Raw genomic sequence first — 17,523 nt, forward strand, 5'->3', positions numbered from 1 at the left:
TCGTGGTTCTCGGATCGGGGGCGAACGAGTGTCCGCGCCTCGCCCGGCGGCCGAATTCGGTCGCGAATCCTGCCCTAGCTACGAAAAAAACGCATTTCCGCGCGAGAAATACCTTGTACCGACCGCTGAATTGCCGTAAATCCGCCCGCAGTGAGCACAGGCGACGGTTCTCGCCGGGCAGGACCCGGTCCCCGACCGCGCCGCTCGCCCATCCCCGCGCGTGACGGGCCGGATCGTCCGGCCGGCGCCGAGGCCGATCAAGGACGAAACGAAAGCCCAAGGAGGGTCACCATGGCCAAGAAGGTCGCCAGGAAGAAGAAGACCGCCGCCAAGAAGAAGAAGACCGCCGCCCGCCGGAAGCCGGCGAAGCAGCAGGAGATGCTGCTGGTCGGCAGCAAGACCAAGGCGGCCCTGAAGGACCACGGTCTGAACGTCGCGGGCGATGCCCTGGACAGCCTGAACGCCGTGATCTACCAGTACATCGATCAGGCGGCGAAGCGCGCTTCGGCCAATGGTCGCAAGACCGTCCGCGGGCACGACTTCCACGTCTGAGCCCGGGGCCAGACCGATGGTTCCGAGCGGCCGGAGCACGGGCTCCGGCCGTTCGCGTATGGTCTTGGTGCGAGAGGGGCGACGGCGAGGTGCCGTGACTCCTCAAGTGTGATATCCATAGGGGCCGGAGGGCGCTCCCATTGTCCCCCGCGCGGCCCGCGCATAGTCTTTGCCCGCGAGGCGTTCGAGCCCGCTTCGCATCCCCCCTATCGCCAATCTCCAGAGGACCGAGGACCATGACGGAACGAGTCGTCCAGGAAGTCGAGAGCGTCTGCATCCGCTTCGCAGGGGACTCCGGTGACGGCATGCAGCTCACCGGCACGCGCTTCACCGACACCGCGGCCCTGATCGGCAACGACGTCGCCACCTTCCCCGACTTCCCGGCGGAGATCCGGGCTCCGGCCGGCTCGCTGCCCGGCGTCAGCGGTTTCCAGGTCCAGTTCAGCGCCCGTGACATCCACACGCCGGGGGATCGCCCCGACGTCCTGGTGGCCATGAATCCGGCTGCTCTGAAGACCAATCTGAAGGAACTGCCCCTGGGTGGGACCCTCTTCCTCGACGTCGACGCCTTCACGCCCGCCAACCTGAAGATGGCCGGCTACGAGGAGAGCCCGCTCGAGGACGGCTCGCTGTCCGACTACCGCACCTTCGAGGTCAAGATGACCAGCATGACGCTGGAAGCGGTGTCGGAGGTCGGGCTCGGCAAGAAGGCCGCGGCACGCTGCAAGAACTTCTTCGCCCTCGGCATGCTGTACTTCCTGTACGAGCGCCCGATCGACCCCACCGTGGAGTGGATCGAGGACAAGTTCGCCAAGTCGCCCGACCTGGTCCGCGCGAACGTCCTCGCGCTGAAGGCCGGCTACAACTTCGCCGACACGCTCGAGGCCTTCCAGGAGGTCTACCGGATCAAGAAGGCGACGCTGCCGCCGGGGACCTACCGGAGTGTGAACGGCAATCTGGCCACGGCCTACGGCTGCGCGGTCGCCGCGAAGAAGGCCGGCCTGAACCTGTTCTACGCCAGCTACCCGATCACCCCGGCCAGTGACATCCTCCACGAGCTGTCGCGGTTGCGCGCCTTCGACGTGCGCACCTTCCAGGCCGAGGACGAGATCGCGGCCATGGGTGCCACCATCGGCGCCGCGTTCGCAGGGACCGCGGCGGTCACCGGGACCAGTGGTCCGGGCGTGGCGTTGAAGTCCGAGGCCCTGGGCCTGGCCGTCATGACCGAACTGCCCATGCTGATCGTGAACGTGCAGCGTGGCGGGCCGAGCACGGGCCTGCCGACCAAGACCGAGCAGGCCGACCTGTTCCAGGCGGTGTTCGGACGCAACGGCGAATGCCCCATGCCGGTGATCGCCCCGAACAGCCCGGCCGACTGCTTCGCCACCGCGATCGATGCCATGCGGATCGCCCTGCGCTACATGACCCCGGTGCTCATCCTCAGTGACGGTTACGTGGCGAACGGGGCCGAACCGTGGCGGATCCCCGACCTGGACGAGATCGAGGACTTCCCGGTGCGTTTCAAGACGAGCGCCGACGTCCCCGAGGGCGAGCCCTATCTTCCCTACGAGCGCGATGAGAAGACGCTCGGCCGGCCGTGGGCGACTCCGGGGACCGAGGGACTCATGCACCGGATCGGTGGCCTGGAGAAGGACCACCTGACCGGGAACGTGAGCTACGTGCCCGAGAACCACTTCGAGATGGTGAAGACCCGCCAGGAGAAGGTGGACCGGGTCGCGCAGGACTACCCCGCGACGAGGGTCGAGGGCCCGCAGTCGGGTCCGCTGCTGGTGCTCGGATGGGGCAGTACCTACGGAAGCATCACCGGTGCCTGCGAGCGCATGCGCGATCGCGGGCTCGAGGTGGCCAATGCCCACCTGCGCCACATGTATCCCCTGCCGAACGACCTGAAGGACGTGCTCGATCGCTACGAGACCGTTCTGGTTCCCGAGCTGAACATGGGGCAGCTCGCGTTCGTGCTGCGCGGAACCTACCTGCGCGACGTCGTGAGCATGCCGAAGGTGATGGGCCAGCCCTTCAAACTGTCCGAGATCACCGCCAAGGCCGAGGAACTGCTCGGCGTCACGTCGAAGGCCTAGCCCGAGCTCCGAGAGAGGACACCGACCATGACGACGCAGAAGACCGACGCCCCCCAGAAGCTCACCAAGAAGGACTTCGCGAGCGATCAGGAAGTCCGCTGGTGCCCGGGTTGCGGGGACTACTCGATCCTGGCCCAGGTGCAGAAGACCCTGCCCGAGCTGGGGATCGCGCGCGAGAACATCGTCTTCATCAGCGGGATCGGCTGCAGCAGCCGCTTTCCGTACTACATGGAGACCTACGGTTTCCACAGCATCCACGGCCGGGCCATGACCCTGGCCTCGGGCGTGCGTCTGGCCAACCCGGACCTGAGCGTGTGGGTGATCACCGGCGACGGCGACGGCCTGTCGATCGGTGGCAACCACTTCCTGCACACGCTGCGGCGCAACTTCGACCTCAACGTGATCCTGTTCAACAACCGGATCTACGGTCTGACGAAGGGCCAGTACTCGCCGACGAGTGAGCAGGGCAAGGTGACCAAGTCGACGCCCGACGGCGTGATCGACCATCCGATCAACCCGGCCCACGCCGCGATCGCGGCCGAGGCCACCTGGGTGGGGCGCGCCTACGACACCGACACCAAGCACCTGCCCGGTCTGGTCGAGAAGATGGCCCAGCACAAGGGGATCTCGTTCCTCGAGGTCTTCCAGAACTGCAACATCTTCAACGACGGTGCCTTCGCCCACTTCACCAGCAAGGAGTTCCGCGAGGACCGGATCCTGCGCCTGGTGCCGGGCGAGCCGATGATCTTCGGCAAGGAGCGCGACAAGGGCATCGTGCTCGAGGGCCGCCACCCGAAGGTCGTGAAGCTGGGCGAGAACGGGATCAGCGCCGACGACCTGATGGTCTACGACGCCACCGATCGCAGTCTGGCCTACATGATCAGCAATCTGGACTACCCCGAGTACCCGGTGCCGATGGGCGTTCTGCTCGACGTCGAGCGCCCGACCTACGAGGACCTGCTCGAGGACCAGGTGCAGAAGGCCCACGACCGTGTGGGCGGGCAGGGCGACCTGCAGGACCTGATCCGCGGTACCAACACCTGGACGGTGGAGTAGCTCGTGGCCGACCACAGCCTGCGCGCCGTCATCTGCGACATCGACGGTGTCCTGTTGCACGACAATCAGGCCATCGACGGCGCGCCGGGCTTCGTCTCGCGCCTTCGCGAGCAGGGCAACCCGCTGGTCCTGCTCACGAACTACCCTTCGCAGACCGCCGGCGATCTGCAGAACCGCCTGGCCGCCTCGGGCTTCGACGTCGCGCCCGAGAACTTCTACACCTCGGCCATGGCCACCGCCGACTTCCTGGCCGCCCAGGACGGGCGCAAGGCCTTCGTGGTGGGCGAGGGCGGGTTGACCAAGGAGCTGTACGACGTCGGCTTCACCATCACCGACATCGATCCCGATTTCGTGGTGGTGGGTGAGACCCGGTCGTACAACTGGGACATGATCCAGAAGGCGGCCTACTTCATCATGCAGGGAGCGCGCTTCATCGCCACGAACCCCGACGTGGCCGGTCCGCGTGGTTTCCCCGCCTGCGGGGCCCTGTGCGCTCCGATCGAGCGGATCACGGGCAAGGAACCGCTGTACATGGGCAAGCCGCAGGCCTGGATGATGCGCTCGGCTCTCAACCGCCTGGGGGCCCATTCGGAGAACGCGATCATCATCGGCGACAACATGCAGACCGACATCCTGGCCGGGATCCAGAGTGGTGTGGAGACCGTGCTCGTCCTGAGCGGCGTGAGCCAGACGGCCGATCTGCCTCGCTACCCCTATCGGCCGCACCACGTGTTCGAGCGGGTGGCCGAGGTCGACATCGTATGAGCGGGCCGCTGCGCCGCGCTCTCGACGAGGCCGCCCGGCTCGTGCAGTGGCTGCACGACGACACCGACGCGCTCGCCACCGTGGACAGCATGGCCGACGAGGTCGCCACCTGTTTCGGTGCCGGTGGCCGGCTGATCGCTTGCGGCAACGGCGGTTCGATGTGCGACGCCATGCATCTGGCCGAGGAACTCAGCGGCCGCTTCCGTGACGACCGCCCGGCTCTCGACGCCACGGCGATCAGCGATCCCGGACACCTGACCTGCGTGGCCAACGACTACGGATTCGAGCGGATCTTCTCCCGGGCCGTCGAAGCCCACGGCCGAGCCGGCGACGTGCTGGTCGGTTTCAGCACGTCGGGCAACAGCCCGAACGTCCTGGCCGCCCTGCGGGCGGGGCGCGAGCGCGGCCTGCGCTGTTTCGGGCTCCTGGGCAAGCGTGGGGGGGCGGCGCTCGAGCTGTGCCACCACGCGGTGGTGGTGCCCGCCGAGGACACCGGTCGCATCCAGGAGATCCACATCAAGATCGTCCACGCGCTGATCGAGGGCGTGGAACGACGGATGTTCCCGGCGAACTACGCGGACTGAATCCTTCGACGGAACCCTCGCTCTGGCCGCTGCGTCTTCTGGATCGAGATGCACGACGACGTCACGCAACTGGTGCGGCGCTGCCGCGAGGGCGACGAACTCGCCTGGGAGGAACTGGTCCGCCGCTTCCAGGGCCGGGTCCTGGGCCTGGTGACCCACTACGTCCGCTCGCGCGAGGACGCCCGCGACGTCGCGCAGGAGGTCTTCATCCGCGTCCACCGCTCGCTGCCGAACTTCGAGCAGGAGGACCGCTTCGTTCCCTGGCTGCTCCGGGTGACGCGGACGTGTGCGATCGACCACACGCGGCGGCGCGCGGCGCGCCCCCCGGCCCAGGACGTTCCGGTGGAGAACGTGCTCGCGCTGGCCGACCCCGCACCCGATCCGGCCGAACACGCGGAGCGTCGCAGTGACCGCGGCCTCGTCCGGCGTGCGCTCGAACGGTGCAGCGAGCTGCATCGCGAGATCCTCGTACTGCGCGACATCCAGGGCATGGCGCTGCAGGACGTGGCCGAGCTGCTGGGAATCCCGGGCGGCACGGCGAAGTCCCGCGCTGCACGGGCCCGGGCGGAGCTGGCGCGGGCAGTCCTCGCACTCGAGGACGAAGAGGCGCGGTCGATGGGAGAGGAGGGAGCGCGATGAACTGCGAAGGACTGCACGAGCATCTCGACGCCTACCTCGCCGGAGCGCTCCGGGGCGACGCATCCGCTGCCGTCGACGCGCATCTGGCCGCGTGTGCCGAGTGCCGCTCGGTGGTCGCGGTCGTGCGCGGCGGCGATCGGCCGTCGATCGTGCAATCGGTCCTGGCGAGCACCACCGGCCGGACCTGTTCCCGCGTGCAGGAGGAGCTGGCTGCCGATGGCCACGAGGTGTTCCTGCAGGACCACGTGGCCGAGTGCGCCCACTGCCGACGCTTCGCCCGCGCCCTGGCCCGGTGTCGGCGGATCCTGCCCGAACTCTCCGAGTTGGAGCCCGATGCCGACTTCGCCTCGGACGTCGTCATGTCGACGGTCGATCGTCCCTCGCTGAGGCACGTGGCGTGGCGACGGGCAGTGGACCGCTGGAACGGATGGATCGATCGCCCGCGAGCCGCGCGCGATCTCGCCGTGATCGTGACGGCGGTGCTGGTGCTCCTGACCTCGAGTCCCTTCGCGCCCTTCCCGCAGCTACCGGGCCGCGCGCTCGACGCCGTGCGTGGCACGGTGGCGGTTCCCGGACGGGCCGCCGACGCCGCGTGGAGTTCCGTGGTCGCCACGCCGACCGTCCGCCACCACGGCCCGCGCCTGATCGAGGAGCTCGACCGTCTCGGCGACGGCCTGGCGCGCGCCGGCACCGGGTTCCTGATCGGCGACGCCGATCGCGTCGTCGAGGGTGCCAGCGAGATCGAGTGCGGGCTGCAGGGTCTGTGGCTGGGACTGCGGTCTCCGGAGGAGCGTCTCGACGGACCGTGTGCACGTGCCCCGGGAGGACGAGCGTGAACGACGAACCGCGGAACGACCCGAACGCGGGGCATTCCCGCTGGGACAACTGGTCGGAGTCGGACAGCGGTCACGACACCGCCGCTCCACCGGCCGAGGAGAAGTCCGCCGTGCTGGCCGCCCTGCTGGGATTCCTGCCGGGTGTCGGTCATCTGTACGTGGGCGCGATCCGGCGGGGTCTGGTATTCGCCGGGGCCTTCGTGGTGCTCCTCTTCTCGCTCAACACCTACGAGTTCCGTCCCCTGTACCCGCTGTTCTCCCTGGCCCTGCCCTTCCTGGTCGTCTACAGCGTGGTCGACGCGGGCCGGGCGGCGCGCGCGATCAACCACGCACGCCGGCTGGGACGCCCGGCGCCACGCTTCGGCGTGCCCTGGGTCGACGACCGTGGCACCGGCGACGGACGCATGTCGGGATGGATCCTCATCGGCATCGGCGTGCTCCTGCTCGGCGTCACCCGCTTCGACATGGATCTGCGCTGGATCGTGGAGTGGTGGCCCGCGATCCTGATCGTCCTCGGTGCGCGGATGATCGGCCGGAGCCGTCAGGACTGAGGCGGTTCGGTGCTCTCGTCGCTCTGCGTCGAGAGCAGGGTGCGGATCCGCTCCCGTGAGCCCATGAGGGTCCGCAGGGCCGAGTCCGGATCGGCGGCCGCCGGTCGCGGTGTTCGCTCGGCGACCTCCAGCTTGGGCCACAGCTGTTGGCGGACGTCGGCGGGCAGGACGCCGTCGAGGTATTCCAGCGCGGTTCCCCGGAGCTGGGGATCCCGCGTGAGAATGCCTTCGAGGCACAGGCCCAGGGCCTCGTGCGGCAGGACCAGTCCCAACAGACAGAACACGTGTCGGAGTCCCGCGGGGGCCTTGCGCACCGCGGGCGAGTCGACGAACCGCGGTCCGCGGTCCTGACCGTCGAGCAGACGGTGGGAGCGCCACAGGGTGTCGGGAACGGCCACCTCGCGTCGCACGTGGTCCATGATCCGGTCGCGCGCGACGGCGGTTCCGTCGTGGACGTGATGACGTGCCAGGGCCTGTCCGCACTGGAAGCGGATCTCGAAGCGGTCGGCCTCCAGACCACGCAGCAGCGCCTCGCGGACCCACGGTTCGTGATGATCGGGAAGTGCGCGGGGCGCCCGACGCCGGACGCTGAAGTCCTCGGCCTCGTCGAGCAGTGCGGACAGCAGGGGTCCGGTGGCGCGCGGACCGGTGTGGCGCAGGCTCTCGATGGCGGTCTCGGCCACGGCGTCCCACGCGAGGAGCGGAACCACGTGGCCGACCAGCTCCGGCGCGAGCGGTGTCGAGGCCGCGAGCGTGCGGACGACGACCTTCGCGTCGCGATTGCGCAGACCTTCCACGGTCTTCAGGACCGGGTCCTCGGTCGGCGGGGAGGGGCGGGGCGGCTCGGGTTCGGTCGCGGGGTCCGGATCGGCCGGACGGGTCCGCAGGACCATGGTGCGCGTGGCGGTGTCGACGACCTCGTCGAGCTCCAGCTTCACGTGTTGCCGCATCAGGCTGCGTTCGAGCGCGTCGATGTAGCCACGGTGCAGGCGCACGGCCATCAGCAGACCGAGGACGCCGGTGATCGCGGTCGTCGCCAGCAGAATCGTGTGCAGGGTCTCGCCGGGAGCCGTCACGGGAAGGGCCAAGAGCAGGACCTGGACCGTCAGTGCGCCGAGAGCATCGCCGAAGCGTTCCCCGCCCACGTCGATCAGACTCTTCGAGGCGCGCTTCTCGTCGGGCGCGAGCGGCGTGTAGAGCGGCTCGTAGGCCGAACGGAAGAGAGAGCTGCGCAGTCCGCTCTCGGCCGCCCGTGCGATCGCCGCCACCGGCCACAGGGGCACCAGCAGGAGCGTGACCGCTCCCAGAGCGAGCCCGGCGGGCAGCGTGGCCAGGGTCCGGGCCAGTCCGGCGTGGCGCAGGAGCACCGGCGCGAAGGCCGATTGCAGCAGGAAGGTCAGCAGGGCGCTCCCGGTGTGGAAGGCGCCGAAGAACGTGACCAGTCCGATGGCCTGTGTCCCGTCGCCGAAACGCTGCTGGGCGAAGTCCTTGAAGACGTAGTCGAGGCAGGCCGCACCCGCGGTGAGAAGGATCACGATCACGGCGAGGTCTCGCACGAAACCCTGCCGCCGCAGCACCTGCCAGCCCTGGCCGACCGGGCCCGGCTCGTTCTCCTCGTCGGCCGAGGTCGAGCCCGAGCGCCCGAAACGATGCACGACCACCGCGGCCACCAGGTGCAGCGCGGCGAGCAGCACCAGCAACCACTGGGCGCCGACGGCGTGGCCCGCTACGAGTGCGACCACGCCCCCCGCCAGACCACCGAAGGTCGCGCCGGTGCCGATACGCCCCGCGCTCCGGCGCGCCGTGCGGGGATCGAAGCGCTCGTTCACGACCGACCAGAAGCCCGAGACCAGGAGCGCCCCCGTCGCGGCCACCAACAGGTAGTAGCCCACCGCGGCCGGGGCGGGAGCCACGCGGGCCCATGCGAAGACCCCGAGCTGCAGGACACCGCTCGCGACCAATGCGGCCGGCACCACGCGTGCCGGACCGAAGCGGGCGATCAGACGGCCGGCCCCGAGCACGAACACCACCGTGACCACCGCCGCCGCAGCCAGGGTGCGGGGCAGCAGCGACACGTCGAAGTTCTCGAGGAACAGCGTGTCGCGCGTGGTCTTCGCGCCCACCTGCTGCGCGATCAACAGCGCCGCGCACAGACTGGCGGCACCGATCGCGTGGGAAGTGGACTCGCGGTCGCTCATGCCGACTCCCGCGGTTGCCGGTGGAAATGCTGCCCGGTATGGTAGACCGAAAGCACGCTTTCGTCGGCGCCGGTCTCGGCGGTGCCCGGATCACCCCCTCGCGATCGCGAAGCCCCACCCCCGCCCGCACGACCGCGCCGGCCCGGACGGCCGCGCGGGGAGGTCATCCCATGGACGAATCGGCCGCCCCTTCCCTGCTCGACCTGCATCCCTCGACGGGGAGTTTCCTCGACGACGTCCGCGCGGGGCTCGAGTCCGATCCCCGGACCCTTCCGTGCAAGTACTTCTACGACGCGAAGGGTTCGCGCCTCTTCGACCGCATCACCGAGCTCGACGAGTACTACCCGGCACGGACCGAGGTCGCGATCCTCGAGTCGAACATGGACGACATCGTCGAGAGTCTCGAGGACGACCCGCTCGTGATCGAATTCGGCAGCGGGAACAGCTCGAAGACGCGCCTGCTGCTCGACCACCTTCCCGAGGCGGCCGGCTACGTTCCCGTGGACATCTCTCGGGACCATCTCGTCGACGCGGCGGCCCGGTTGCAGGGACGGTATCCCGACCTGGAGATCCTGCCGGTCTGTGCCGACTTCACCGAACCGATTCCGATCCCGGAACCGAAGCACCGGCCCGGCCACCGGGTGGTCTTCTTCCCGGGCTCGACCATCGGCAACTTCACGCGGGACGAGGCCGAGCACTTCCTGCGGACCGTCACCGAGGACTGCGGCGACGACGGCGGCCTGCTGGTCGGGGTCGATCTCAAGAAGGATCCCCGGCGCCTCGAACGGGCCTACGACGACCGGGAGGGCGTCACTGCGGCCTTCAACCTGAACCTGCTCGATCGCATCAACCGGGAGCTCGGCGCCGACTTCGACGTCGACGCCTTTCGTCATCGCGCGATCTGGAACGCGGATCTGGGCCGGGTGGAGATGCATCTCGAGTCGCTGCGCGATCAGGAGGTCCGTCTGGACGGACGGACCTATCGTTTCGCGGCGGGTGACACGATCCACACCGAGAATTCGCACAAGTACGAGGTGGACGAGTTCGCGGCCATGGCGCGCGCCGCGGGACTCCGGCTGGCGAAGGTGTGGACCGACCCCGACGAGCAGTTCAGCGTGCACCTGTACTGGGTCGACCGGGCGGCGGCCTGAGTCGCCGTCCCTGGGTCACGTGTCGCGGAATCGGTCGGGCAACGAGAGCTTCGCGGCGATGAAGTGACGGTGCGACAGGAGCAGCCCGCGGCCGATGCGGCGCACCTCCTCGATCTCGTCGAAGCTCGCCCGGCCGTCACCGGCGGCCACGAGGAACACGGCGGCCAGGAAACGCTGGCGGCCGTCTTCATCGGTGACGTCGACGAAATCGCGCATCAGCGTGTGCAGGTCGACACCCCGAGCGGTCTCGTCGAGGGCGAGGTCGGCGACGAGCGTGGCGGCGTTCTCGCCCAGGCCCCACTGCTGGGTGAGTGCGCCGATCAGGGCCTGCCGCTCCCCGGACTCGACCACGTCGTCGAGGCGCACGAGGTGGGCCAGGATTCCGGCACCCAGGGCCAGCCGGCGGAGGGTGGTGTCGTCGGGGTAGGGCTCGTCGTCGGGCCAGTGCGAGCGCAAGCGGCTCTCGAGGGCCAGACGAATCTCCTCTTCCCGGCCCATCGTCTGGCGCAGCCGGCCGGCGTGGCGCCCGAGGGATCCGCCGAAGGCCCGGCGGAAGCGTCCGATCCACCCGCCCTCTCCCGTCTCGTGGGCGGCTTCGGCGCTGGCGGCGTCGACGGCGGCCAGCGCGTCGGCCAGGGCCCGTCCCTCGTCGCTCTCCGGTCCCACGCGATCCATGAGCTGTTGCAACGCCTCGCGCGCCCGCAGACGCGTGTCCGGATCGCCCAGGGCGGCCTCGAGCTCGCGGACCAGGGTCTCGCGGTGGGCGGGGTCGAAGGGACGGCCGAGCTCGCTGCGCAGCGCGCGCCAGGTGTCGGCGTCGAGGTCCGGCATCGAGAACAGCAGGTCCTCGAGGGCGACCCGTTCGTCGGCGCTGAGCTCGCCGTCGGCCCAGGCCGATGCGATGAGGACCCGGCCCAGGGTCAGCGCGAAGGGTGTGCTCACGGCAGATCTCCCGATCGTGGAGGAAGGACCGTTCCGAAGATACGGACGAACCGGAGCACGTCGACCGTCGGGAGCCGGGGCAGGGACTTGACCGGGAGCCGGGGGGGCGCCACCATGCCGCTCGCCCACGCTTCCCCGGGAATCGACTCATGCCGCGCACGCACCCCTCCGCCGCCCGATGGACGCATGCCGCCCTGCTCGGCTGCGCCGCGGCGACCGCGGTCGGCTGCGGGGCGGAGCCGAACGCCGGCGGTGCGCGTCCCCCGTTCGTGACGCTCGAGCCGGGGCTGGAGGTGGTCCGGCGCTGGCCCGAGGGCGGTGCGCAGGGTCGCCAGGATCCCGTGACGCTGGTCCACGTCGACCCCGCCCGCTTCGAGATGCGTCTGCTGACCGCGGCCGAGCACGGAGGCGCGCGTCCGGTCGACCGGTGGGTCGAGGACTTCGACCTCGTCGCGGCGATCAACGCCTCCATGTACCTGCCGAACGAACGCAGCACCGGCTACATGGTCGACGACGAGCGGGTGAACAACCCCGCGGTGAATCCACGGTTCGGAGGGATCCTGGCCTTCGGGGCCCGGAGCGACGACGTGCCGCCCTTCCGGCTGGTGGGTCTGGAGTGCGGTGGCGTGACGTTGGAGGACCTGCAGCGAGACTACCGCGCGATCGTGCAGAACTATCGGCTGCTCGATTGCCGCGGCGAGCCGATCCCGTGGCAGGACCGCAAGCTCTACGCGACGGCGGCGATCGGCGTCGACCAGCGGGGATGGCTCGTTCTGGTGCACAGCGGCGCACCCCAGCAGACGGCGGATCTGGCGCGGTGGTTGGCGCGCGAGGACTGGGGCCTGGTGGCCGCCCACTTCGTCGAGGGGGGACACGATGCCTCGCTCTACGTGACCGGTGGCCGCGAGACGATCTCGGTGGTGGGCCGCTACGAGGGCACGGCCGCTCCCCGCGAGTTCCGCGAGGTGCCGAACGTGCTGGGTGTGGTCCGTCGGGGAACGGCGCGATGAATGGCTCCCGGAGCCGGACGATCCTGGTGGCCGTCCTGGTCCTGCTGGCCGGTTGCGGCCGTGCCGAACGCCGCGAACCCTTGATCGATCCGAGCCTGGGACCGCCGAACGTGCTGTTCCTCGTGCTCGACACCTTCCGGGCCGACCATCTGGGCGTGTACGGCGCGACCGAGGTCGAGACGCCGAACCTCGACGCCTTCGCCGAGGAGGCGATCGTCTTCGACGACGCCGCGTCGACGTCGACCTGGACGCTGCCGAGCATGTCGTCGGTCTACACGGGACGCGAGCCCCAGCACCACACGGCGATCGGCGGCGAGCGCCTGCGGATCCCCGAGTCGATGCCCGTCATGGCCGAGATCCTGCGCACGCGCGGCTACGAGACCTGGGGTCTGGTCGCGGTCGACTACCTGGGCAAGGGCTTCGGCATGGACCGCGGTTTCCAGCAGTTCCGGGCGCAGGTCACCGGCCCGGTCAGCACGCGGCTACGGAACTACCAGTCGAGGGTGGCGGGCACGCTCTCGGTTCCCCCTCGCGAACCCTGGTTCGGACTCGTCCACTACTTCGACGCCCACGACCCCTACCGCCCGCCGAAGCCCTTCGATCGCATGTACTACGAGGGCGAGCCCGACTCGATCCCCGACGATCCGGTGCGCTCGATCGACGTCATCTACAGCGACCGCAATCGCATCGCGCAGAATCCGCGCAAGCGCTACCGGTGGATGCGGGACGTGAAGGACCTGCTGTTCCCGGTGAAGCAGTACGCCGCGGGCGTGACCTATCTCGACGATCATCTCGGCCAGGTGTTCGAGCGGCTGCGCAACAACGGACATCTCGACGACACGATCGTGGTCGTCCTCGCCGACCACGGAGAGCACCTGACCGAGCACGACGTCTACTTCACGCACCGTCTGCCCTACGCCGAGGTCCTGCAGGTCCCCCTCATGATCCGCCTGCCGGGCGGTCGGCTCGGCGGAACGCGCGTGCAGGATCCGGTGAGCCTGGTCGACGTGCTGCCCACGCTCATGGAGCTGTTGGACCAACCGCTGGAGAGCCCGGTGGACGGGGTGAGTCTGGTGCCCGCGATACGCGGCGACGACCTCGGCGAGCGGCTGCTCTTCGCCGAGTACGGGGCCGGCAGCCGGAACTGGGCCAAGTCGGTCTGGAACGCGCAGTGGCGCTACACCGAAATGAGCCTCGACGGCGTGCAGACGGCCGAACTGTTCGACCGACGGTCCGATCCGCGCGAAGAGGAGGACCTGGCCGACATCCGGCCGGAGGTGGTCGGCACCCTGCGCGCGGCGCTCGACCTGCACTTCGGTCCGGAGCGCCGCGTGGTCGCGACCGAGGACGATCGGCCCGCCGACACCATGGACCCCGAGACCGAGGAGCGCCTGCGCGCCCTGGGTTACATCGAGTGAACCGGAGCCGCACCGACCTCTTGCGGCCCTGGTGCAAGTGCACTACTCAATACCTACCAATCAGTAGACTTTCGCGCCGGATCCGCCAGCGCGCGGTGACGGCCGTCCCATGACGACCCGTGGAGGACGTCCGATGCCCTACGATCCGATGCTCGTCGCACCCATGCGCGAGGAACTCACCCGACTCGGTGTGCAGGAGCTGTTGACCGCGGGCGAGGTCGACGAGTGGTTCGCGAACGAGCAGGGCACCGCACTGCTGATCGTGAACTCGGTGTGCGGCTGCGCCGCGGGCCAGGCGCGCCCGTCGGTGGCCGTGGCCCTGCAGCACGGGAACCGACCCGACCGCGTGGCGAGCGTCTTCGCCGGTCAGGACGTCGAGGCCACCGAGAAGGCCCGTTCCCATTTCGCCGACTTCCCGCCGTCGAGCCCGTCGATGGTCCTGTTCAAGGATGGTGAGCTCGTGCACTTCGTGCCGCGCCACCGGATCGAGTCGCGTTCGGCCCAGGAGATCGCCGACGAGTTGACCGAGGCCTTCGACAAGTTCAGTGCAGCCGGAGCCTGATCGTGGGCACCTTCCACGAGGGCAAGGGGCAACTGCACGGGATCACCGTGGTGGTCGACACGGACGGCCCGGAGGTCTGGGTCGGCCGGTGCGACACGATGACCGTCGATCGCATCGTCCTGCTTGGCGCCGATCGGCACGACGAGTCCGAGGGCGCCTCGAGCAAGCAGGAGTGGATCGAACGCGTGGCGACGGTCGGCTTCTTCCCTCGCCACGACCGCGTCGTGCTCGAACTGGGCTCGGTGATCAGCGTGAAGCGCCTGGGCGAGATCGCCGCGTGACATCCGGGCATGGCCGGTGTTCGCTGGACCCCGCCTCCGCGGATCGGAGGCGGGGTTCGTCGTTTCGTCGTCTCGTCGTCCGGAGTCCGACCGGTGGTGCGCCTCTTCCTGACGATCGCGGTGCTCGTGTTCTCGGTCCCCGCCCGGCCGGCGTCGGTGTCCTTCGACGCCGCGGGGGACCCGGCCGACCGTTCGGCGAAGTTCCGACTGCACGTCGATCTCCCGGTGCTCCGTGTGCAGCACACCACGGTCGGCGCCGTCTACGGGCAGCGCTCGTTCTGGGACGTCGACGACGACGACGATCCCTTCCGCGTCGAGACGAACTTCCGGCCCGAGGTGTATCTGCAGACCTCGGCGGCTTCGTGGAGGTGGAGGGGCAGCTACGTCCACGAGTCCAACGGTCTCGAGCAGGGGCTCTCACGCGGATGGAACCGGGTGGTCCTGACCGTGGAACGGCGGTCGGGGTCCTGGCGTGTGACGGCGGCGGCGTGGATCGGCTTCCGGGTCGAGGACACCAACCCCGATCTCCGTCGCACCGTGGGCGACGGGGAGATCCACCTGCGCGGCGACGAGCAGTCGTTCCTGGCGCCCGCGTTCCGGGCCCGCTGGTCGCTCGACCCGGTCGACGACTCGCCGGTCACCAGCATCCGGGCAGCGCTCAGGCTCCCCCTGCCGCACCGGGTCGTCCCCGATCGACGCGTGCGCTTCCTGGTGGAAGTCTTCTGGGGTCGAGGCGAGATGCTGCACGACGACGCACGGATCACCCGTGCGCTGCGGCTGGGCGTGACGCTGGACCGCTGACGCGACACGGTTGCTTCGCTCGCCGACCGCGCTAGACTCCCTCCGAGTCCCGGATCGTTCCCATTCCGCAGGAGCCCCGCCATGCCCACCGTCGTTCTGCTGCGCCACGGTCAGTCCGAATGGAACCTCTCGAACCGCTTCACGGGTTGGACCGACGTGGGTCTGACCGAGCAGGGCGAGGCCGAAGCCCTCGAGGCCGGCCGGATCCTGAAGGCGGAGGGCTACGACTTCGACATCGCCTTCACCTCGGTTCTGCGGCGTGCGATCAAGACGCTGTGGATCACGCTCGAGGAGATGGGACTGGAGTGGATCGACGTGGAGCGTCACTGGCGCCTGAACGAACGGCACTACGGCGCCCTTCAGGGTCTGAACAAGGCGGAGACCGCCGAGGAGCACGGAGACGAACAGGTCCTGATCTGGCGGCGCAGCTACGACGTGCCGCCGCCCGCGCTCGAGCCCGACGACGAGCGTCACCCCTCCCACGATCGGCGCTACGACCACCTGACCAGGGACGAGTTGCCGCTCACCGAGTGTCTGAAGGACACGGTGGAGCGCTTCCTGCCGTACTGGAGCGATCGCATCGCGCCGACGGTGCGCAGTGGCAAACGTGTCCTGATCTGTGCCCACGGGAACTCCTTGCGTGCCCTGGTGAAGTACCTCGACGACGTCAGCGACGACGAGATCGTCGGTCTGAACATTCCGACCGGCGTGCCCCTCGTCTACGAGCTCGACGATGCGTTGCAGCCGATCAAGAGTTTCTACCTGGGCGATCCGGAAGCGGTGGAGGCTCGGGCCAAGGCCGTGGCCGAGCAGGCGAAGAAGAAGTAGCCGCGGCGGATCTGTCCGCTCCGATGACGTTCTCGCGCCGATCCGCGCCTGGGCGTTGACCCGGGGGCGGATCGATCGCTAGCGTGTGCGCACTCGACCTCCCGGGGAGGATGCGCTCATGCGTTCCCCCGTCGTTCCCGTCCTCGTCGTCCTGTCGATCTCGGCGTTCGCACTCGTTCCCGGTTGCGGTGACGACGCCTTGCCCGACGATCCGCGTGGGGACACCTCGGCGCCGCAGCCGACGGTCGATCCCGCGGTGGTCGAACTCCATGCCGTCAGCTCCGAGGTGCTCGGACGTGCGCGCGCGCTCGGCGTGAGCGGCGACGAGTTCCTCGCCCTGTACGATTCCGCCGATCCGCGGGCCCTGGCGAAACGGCTCGGCTTCTCGCTGGCCGAAGAGCAGGACCTCGTGGCTCGCATGGTGCAGGCCCGCGACGACCTGTTCGCGCGTCACCCCGAGTTCGTGGAGCAGGCCCGGCGCGCGGCGCCCTGCACCGACTGCGAACGCGAGGCCGTCGCTCTCGTCGCGAACGCCCTCGACGCACCCGCGCCGGACGAACTCGCACGGCTGCAGATCGTCTGCGACATCCCGGGCCTGATCGGAGACCTCTACGGCTGCATGCGCGCGAGCCTCTGGTCGACGGGCTGCGCGCAGCGGGCGATCTGCACCAACTGCGACGGGTCCGCACTCGATGCCCTGTGCAGCTTCTGACGCGATGTCTCAGTCGTCCCGGGCGCCGTCCTCGATCCACGTACGGATGGTCGTGATCCGGAGACTGTCGAGCGAGCCGAACAGGGGCATGCGGTTGCCGACGTCCGGGTCGCCGATCAGCTTCAGGTACAGCAGCGAGGAATCCGGTTCTCCCGGGACGACGCGGATCCGGTCGGCGTAACCGTCGGCCGGAACGCCCACCAGTCCGGCGTGGCTCGCGCCGGGCGACAGGTCGAGGTTTCCGTTGAGCGTCGGCGGGCTGTGGCAGGCCTGGGTGCAGCGCAGGTCGAAGATCGGCTGGACGTCGGCTTCGAAGCCCACGCCGGCCGGCTCGGGCCCGACCGGATCGTCGGTGTCGTCGTCGCCGCACCCGGCGGCGACGAGGGCGAGCACGACGAGACACGCCGACAACGAGGCCCGGTGACGGCGCACCACGGGTCTCCCGTGGGCGAGGAGGGGTGCGGGGGAGTCCATGGCAGGAGTCTACCGCAGGAAGTCCGGCCACGGCGACCATCGCCGTCGCCGAACGATCGTGCTA

At 69.4% G+C, this 17,523-nt stretch carries 19 protein-coding genes; 16 read left to right on the forward strand and 3 right to left on the reverse strand.

Annotated features, from left to right (window positions below):
- Positions 1 to 291 precede the first annotated feature (291 nt).
- The 8 genes from VKA86_04055 (at position 292) to VKA86_04090 (ending at position 7,082) form a co-directional block, all read left to right on the forward strand.
- A complete protein-coding gene (locus VKA86_04055) occupies positions 292 to 552 on the forward strand; it encodes a hypothetical protein (GenBank protein ID HKK70366.1) in 261 nt (86 codons plus the stop codon).
- A 236-nt stretch (positions 553 to 788) separates the two neighbouring features.
- Positions 789 to 2,651, forward strand: coding sequence for a 2-oxoacid:acceptor oxidoreductase subunit alpha (locus tag VKA86_04060; protein ID HKK70367.1), 1,863 nt, complete (start codon positions 789 to 791; stop codon positions 2,649 to 2,651).
- A 27-nt stretch (positions 2,652 to 2,678) separates the two neighbouring features.
- Positions 2,679 to 3,707: a 2-oxoacid:ferredoxin oxidoreductase subunit beta gene (locus tag VKA86_04065; protein HKK70368.1), complete on the forward strand. Its 1,029-nt coding sequence runs from the start codon at positions 2,679 to 2,681 to the stop codon at positions 3,705 to 3,707.
- Between the two features lie 18 nt (positions 3,708 to 3,725).
- Positions 3,726 to 4,472 carry an HAD-IIA family hydrolase gene (locus tag VKA86_04070; GenBank protein ID HKK70369.1) on the forward strand — a complete coding sequence of 249 codons (747 nt, stop codon included), beginning with the start codon at positions 3,726 to 3,728 and terminating at the stop codon, positions 4,470 to 4,472.
- Positions 4,469 to 5,056, forward strand: coding sequence for an SIS domain-containing protein (locus VKA86_04075; protein HKK70370.1), 588 nt, complete (start codon positions 4,469 to 4,471; stop codon positions 5,054 to 5,056). The genes VKA86_04070 and VKA86_04075 overlap by 4 nt, the downstream gene beginning before the upstream one ends.
- A 48-nt stretch (positions 5,057 to 5,104) precedes the next feature.
- Positions 5,105 to 5,695, forward strand: a complete 591-nt coding sequence (locus VKA86_04080) for a sigma-70 family RNA polymerase sigma factor (protein HKK70371.1) — start codon at positions 5,105 to 5,107, stop codon at positions 5,693 to 5,695.
- Positions 5,692 to 6,531, forward strand: coding sequence for a zf-HC2 domain-containing protein (locus tag VKA86_04085; GenBank protein ID HKK70372.1), 840 nt, complete (start codon positions 5,692 to 5,694; stop codon positions 6,529 to 6,531). Before VKA86_04080 ends, VKA86_04085 begins: the two co-directional genes overlap by 4 nt.
- Entirely contained in the window at positions 6,528 to 7,082 is a 555-nt protein-coding gene (locus VKA86_04090; protein ID HKK70373.1) for a DUF5668 domain-containing protein, read from the forward strand. The genes VKA86_04085 and VKA86_04090 overlap by 4 nt, the downstream gene beginning before the upstream one ends.
- Here VKA86_04090 and VKA86_04095 read toward each other — a convergent pair.
- Positions 7,073 to 9,280 (reverse strand): MFS transporter, encoded by a 2,208-nt coding sequence (locus tag VKA86_04095; GenBank protein ID HKK70374.1) that lies wholly within the window; start codon positions 9,278 to 9,280, stop codon positions 7,073 to 7,075. The two genes, VKA86_04090 and VKA86_04095, sit on opposite strands and share 10 nt — an antisense overlap.
- Positions 9,281 to 9,450: 170 nt before the next feature.
- Between VKA86_04095 and egtD the strand changes: the two genes are divergently transcribed.
- The gene (gene egtD / locus VKA86_04100; GenBank protein HKK70375.1) at positions 9,451 to 10,431 is read left to right on the forward strand and encodes an L-histidine N(alpha)-methyltransferase; all 981 of its coding nucleotides are present in this window, start codon (positions 9,451 to 9,453) and stop codon (positions 10,429 to 10,431) included.
- A gap of 15 nt (positions 10,432 to 10,446) precedes the next feature.
- Here egtD and VKA86_04105 read toward each other — a convergent pair whose 3' ends face one another.
- Positions 10,447 to 11,373 carry a TerB family tellurite resistance protein gene (locus VKA86_04105; GenBank protein HKK70376.1) on the reverse strand — a complete coding sequence of 309 codons (927 nt, stop codon included), beginning with the start codon at positions 11,371 to 11,373 and terminating at the stop codon, positions 10,447 to 10,449.
- 149 nt (positions 11,374 to 11,522) lie between these two features.
- On the opposite strand from VKA86_04105, the gene VKA86_04110 reads away from it, so the two are divergent.
- From VKA86_04110 to VKA86_04140, 7 genes are all read left to right on the forward strand, one after another.
- Positions 11,523 to 12,383, forward strand: coding sequence for a phosphodiester glycosidase family protein (locus tag VKA86_04110; GenBank protein HKK70377.1), 861 nt, complete (start codon positions 11,523 to 11,525; stop codon positions 12,381 to 12,383).
- Entirely contained in the window at positions 12,380 to 13,801 is a 1,422-nt protein-coding gene (locus VKA86_04115) for a sulfatase (protein HKK70378.1), read from the forward strand. Before VKA86_04110 ends, VKA86_04115 begins: the two co-directional genes overlap by 4 nt.
- A 133-nt stretch (positions 13,802 to 13,934) precedes the next feature.
- Complete coding sequence (locus VKA86_04120; GenBank protein ID HKK70379.1) at positions 13,935 to 14,363, forward strand: BrxA/BrxB family bacilliredoxin; 429 nt, start codon at positions 13,935 to 13,937, stop codon at positions 14,361 to 14,363.
- A 2-nt stretch (positions 14,364 to 14,365) separates the two neighbouring features.
- A complete protein-coding gene (locus tag VKA86_04125) occupies positions 14,366 to 14,644 on the forward strand; it encodes a hypothetical protein (protein ID HKK70380.1) in 279 nt (92 codons plus the stop codon).
- A 93-nt stretch (positions 14,645 to 14,737) separates the two neighbouring features.
- Positions 14,738 to 15,445 carry a phospholipase A gene (locus VKA86_04130; GenBank protein HKK70381.1) on the forward strand — a complete coding sequence of 236 codons (708 nt, stop codon included), beginning with the start codon at positions 14,738 to 14,740 and terminating at the stop codon, positions 15,443 to 15,445.
- Between the two features lie 81 nt (positions 15,446 to 15,526).
- Positions 15,527 to 16,273, forward strand: a complete 747-nt coding sequence (gpmA, locus tag VKA86_04135) for a 2,3-diphosphoglycerate-dependent phosphoglycerate mutase (GenBank protein HKK70382.1) — start codon at positions 15,527 to 15,529, stop codon at positions 16,271 to 16,273.
- A 118-nt stretch (positions 16,274 to 16,391) separates the two neighbouring features.
- Complete coding sequence (locus VKA86_04140; GenBank protein HKK70383.1) at positions 16,392 to 16,985, forward strand: hypothetical protein; 594 nt, start codon at positions 16,392 to 16,394, stop codon at positions 16,983 to 16,985.
- A gap of 9 nt (positions 16,986 to 16,994) precedes the next feature.
- On the opposite strand, the gene VKA86_04145 is transcribed toward VKA86_04140, so the two are convergent.
- Complete coding sequence (locus VKA86_04145) at positions 16,995 to 17,417, reverse strand: hypothetical protein (GenBank protein ID HKK70384.1); 423 nt, start codon at positions 17,415 to 17,417, stop codon at positions 16,995 to 16,997.
- Positions 17,418 to 17,523: the final 106 nt, after the last annotated feature.

This window comes from Candidatus Krumholzibacteriia bacterium, from assembly GCA_035268685.1.
GTDB lineage: Bacteria > Krumholzibacteriota > Krumholzibacteriia > JAJRXK01 > JAJRXK01 > JAJRXK01.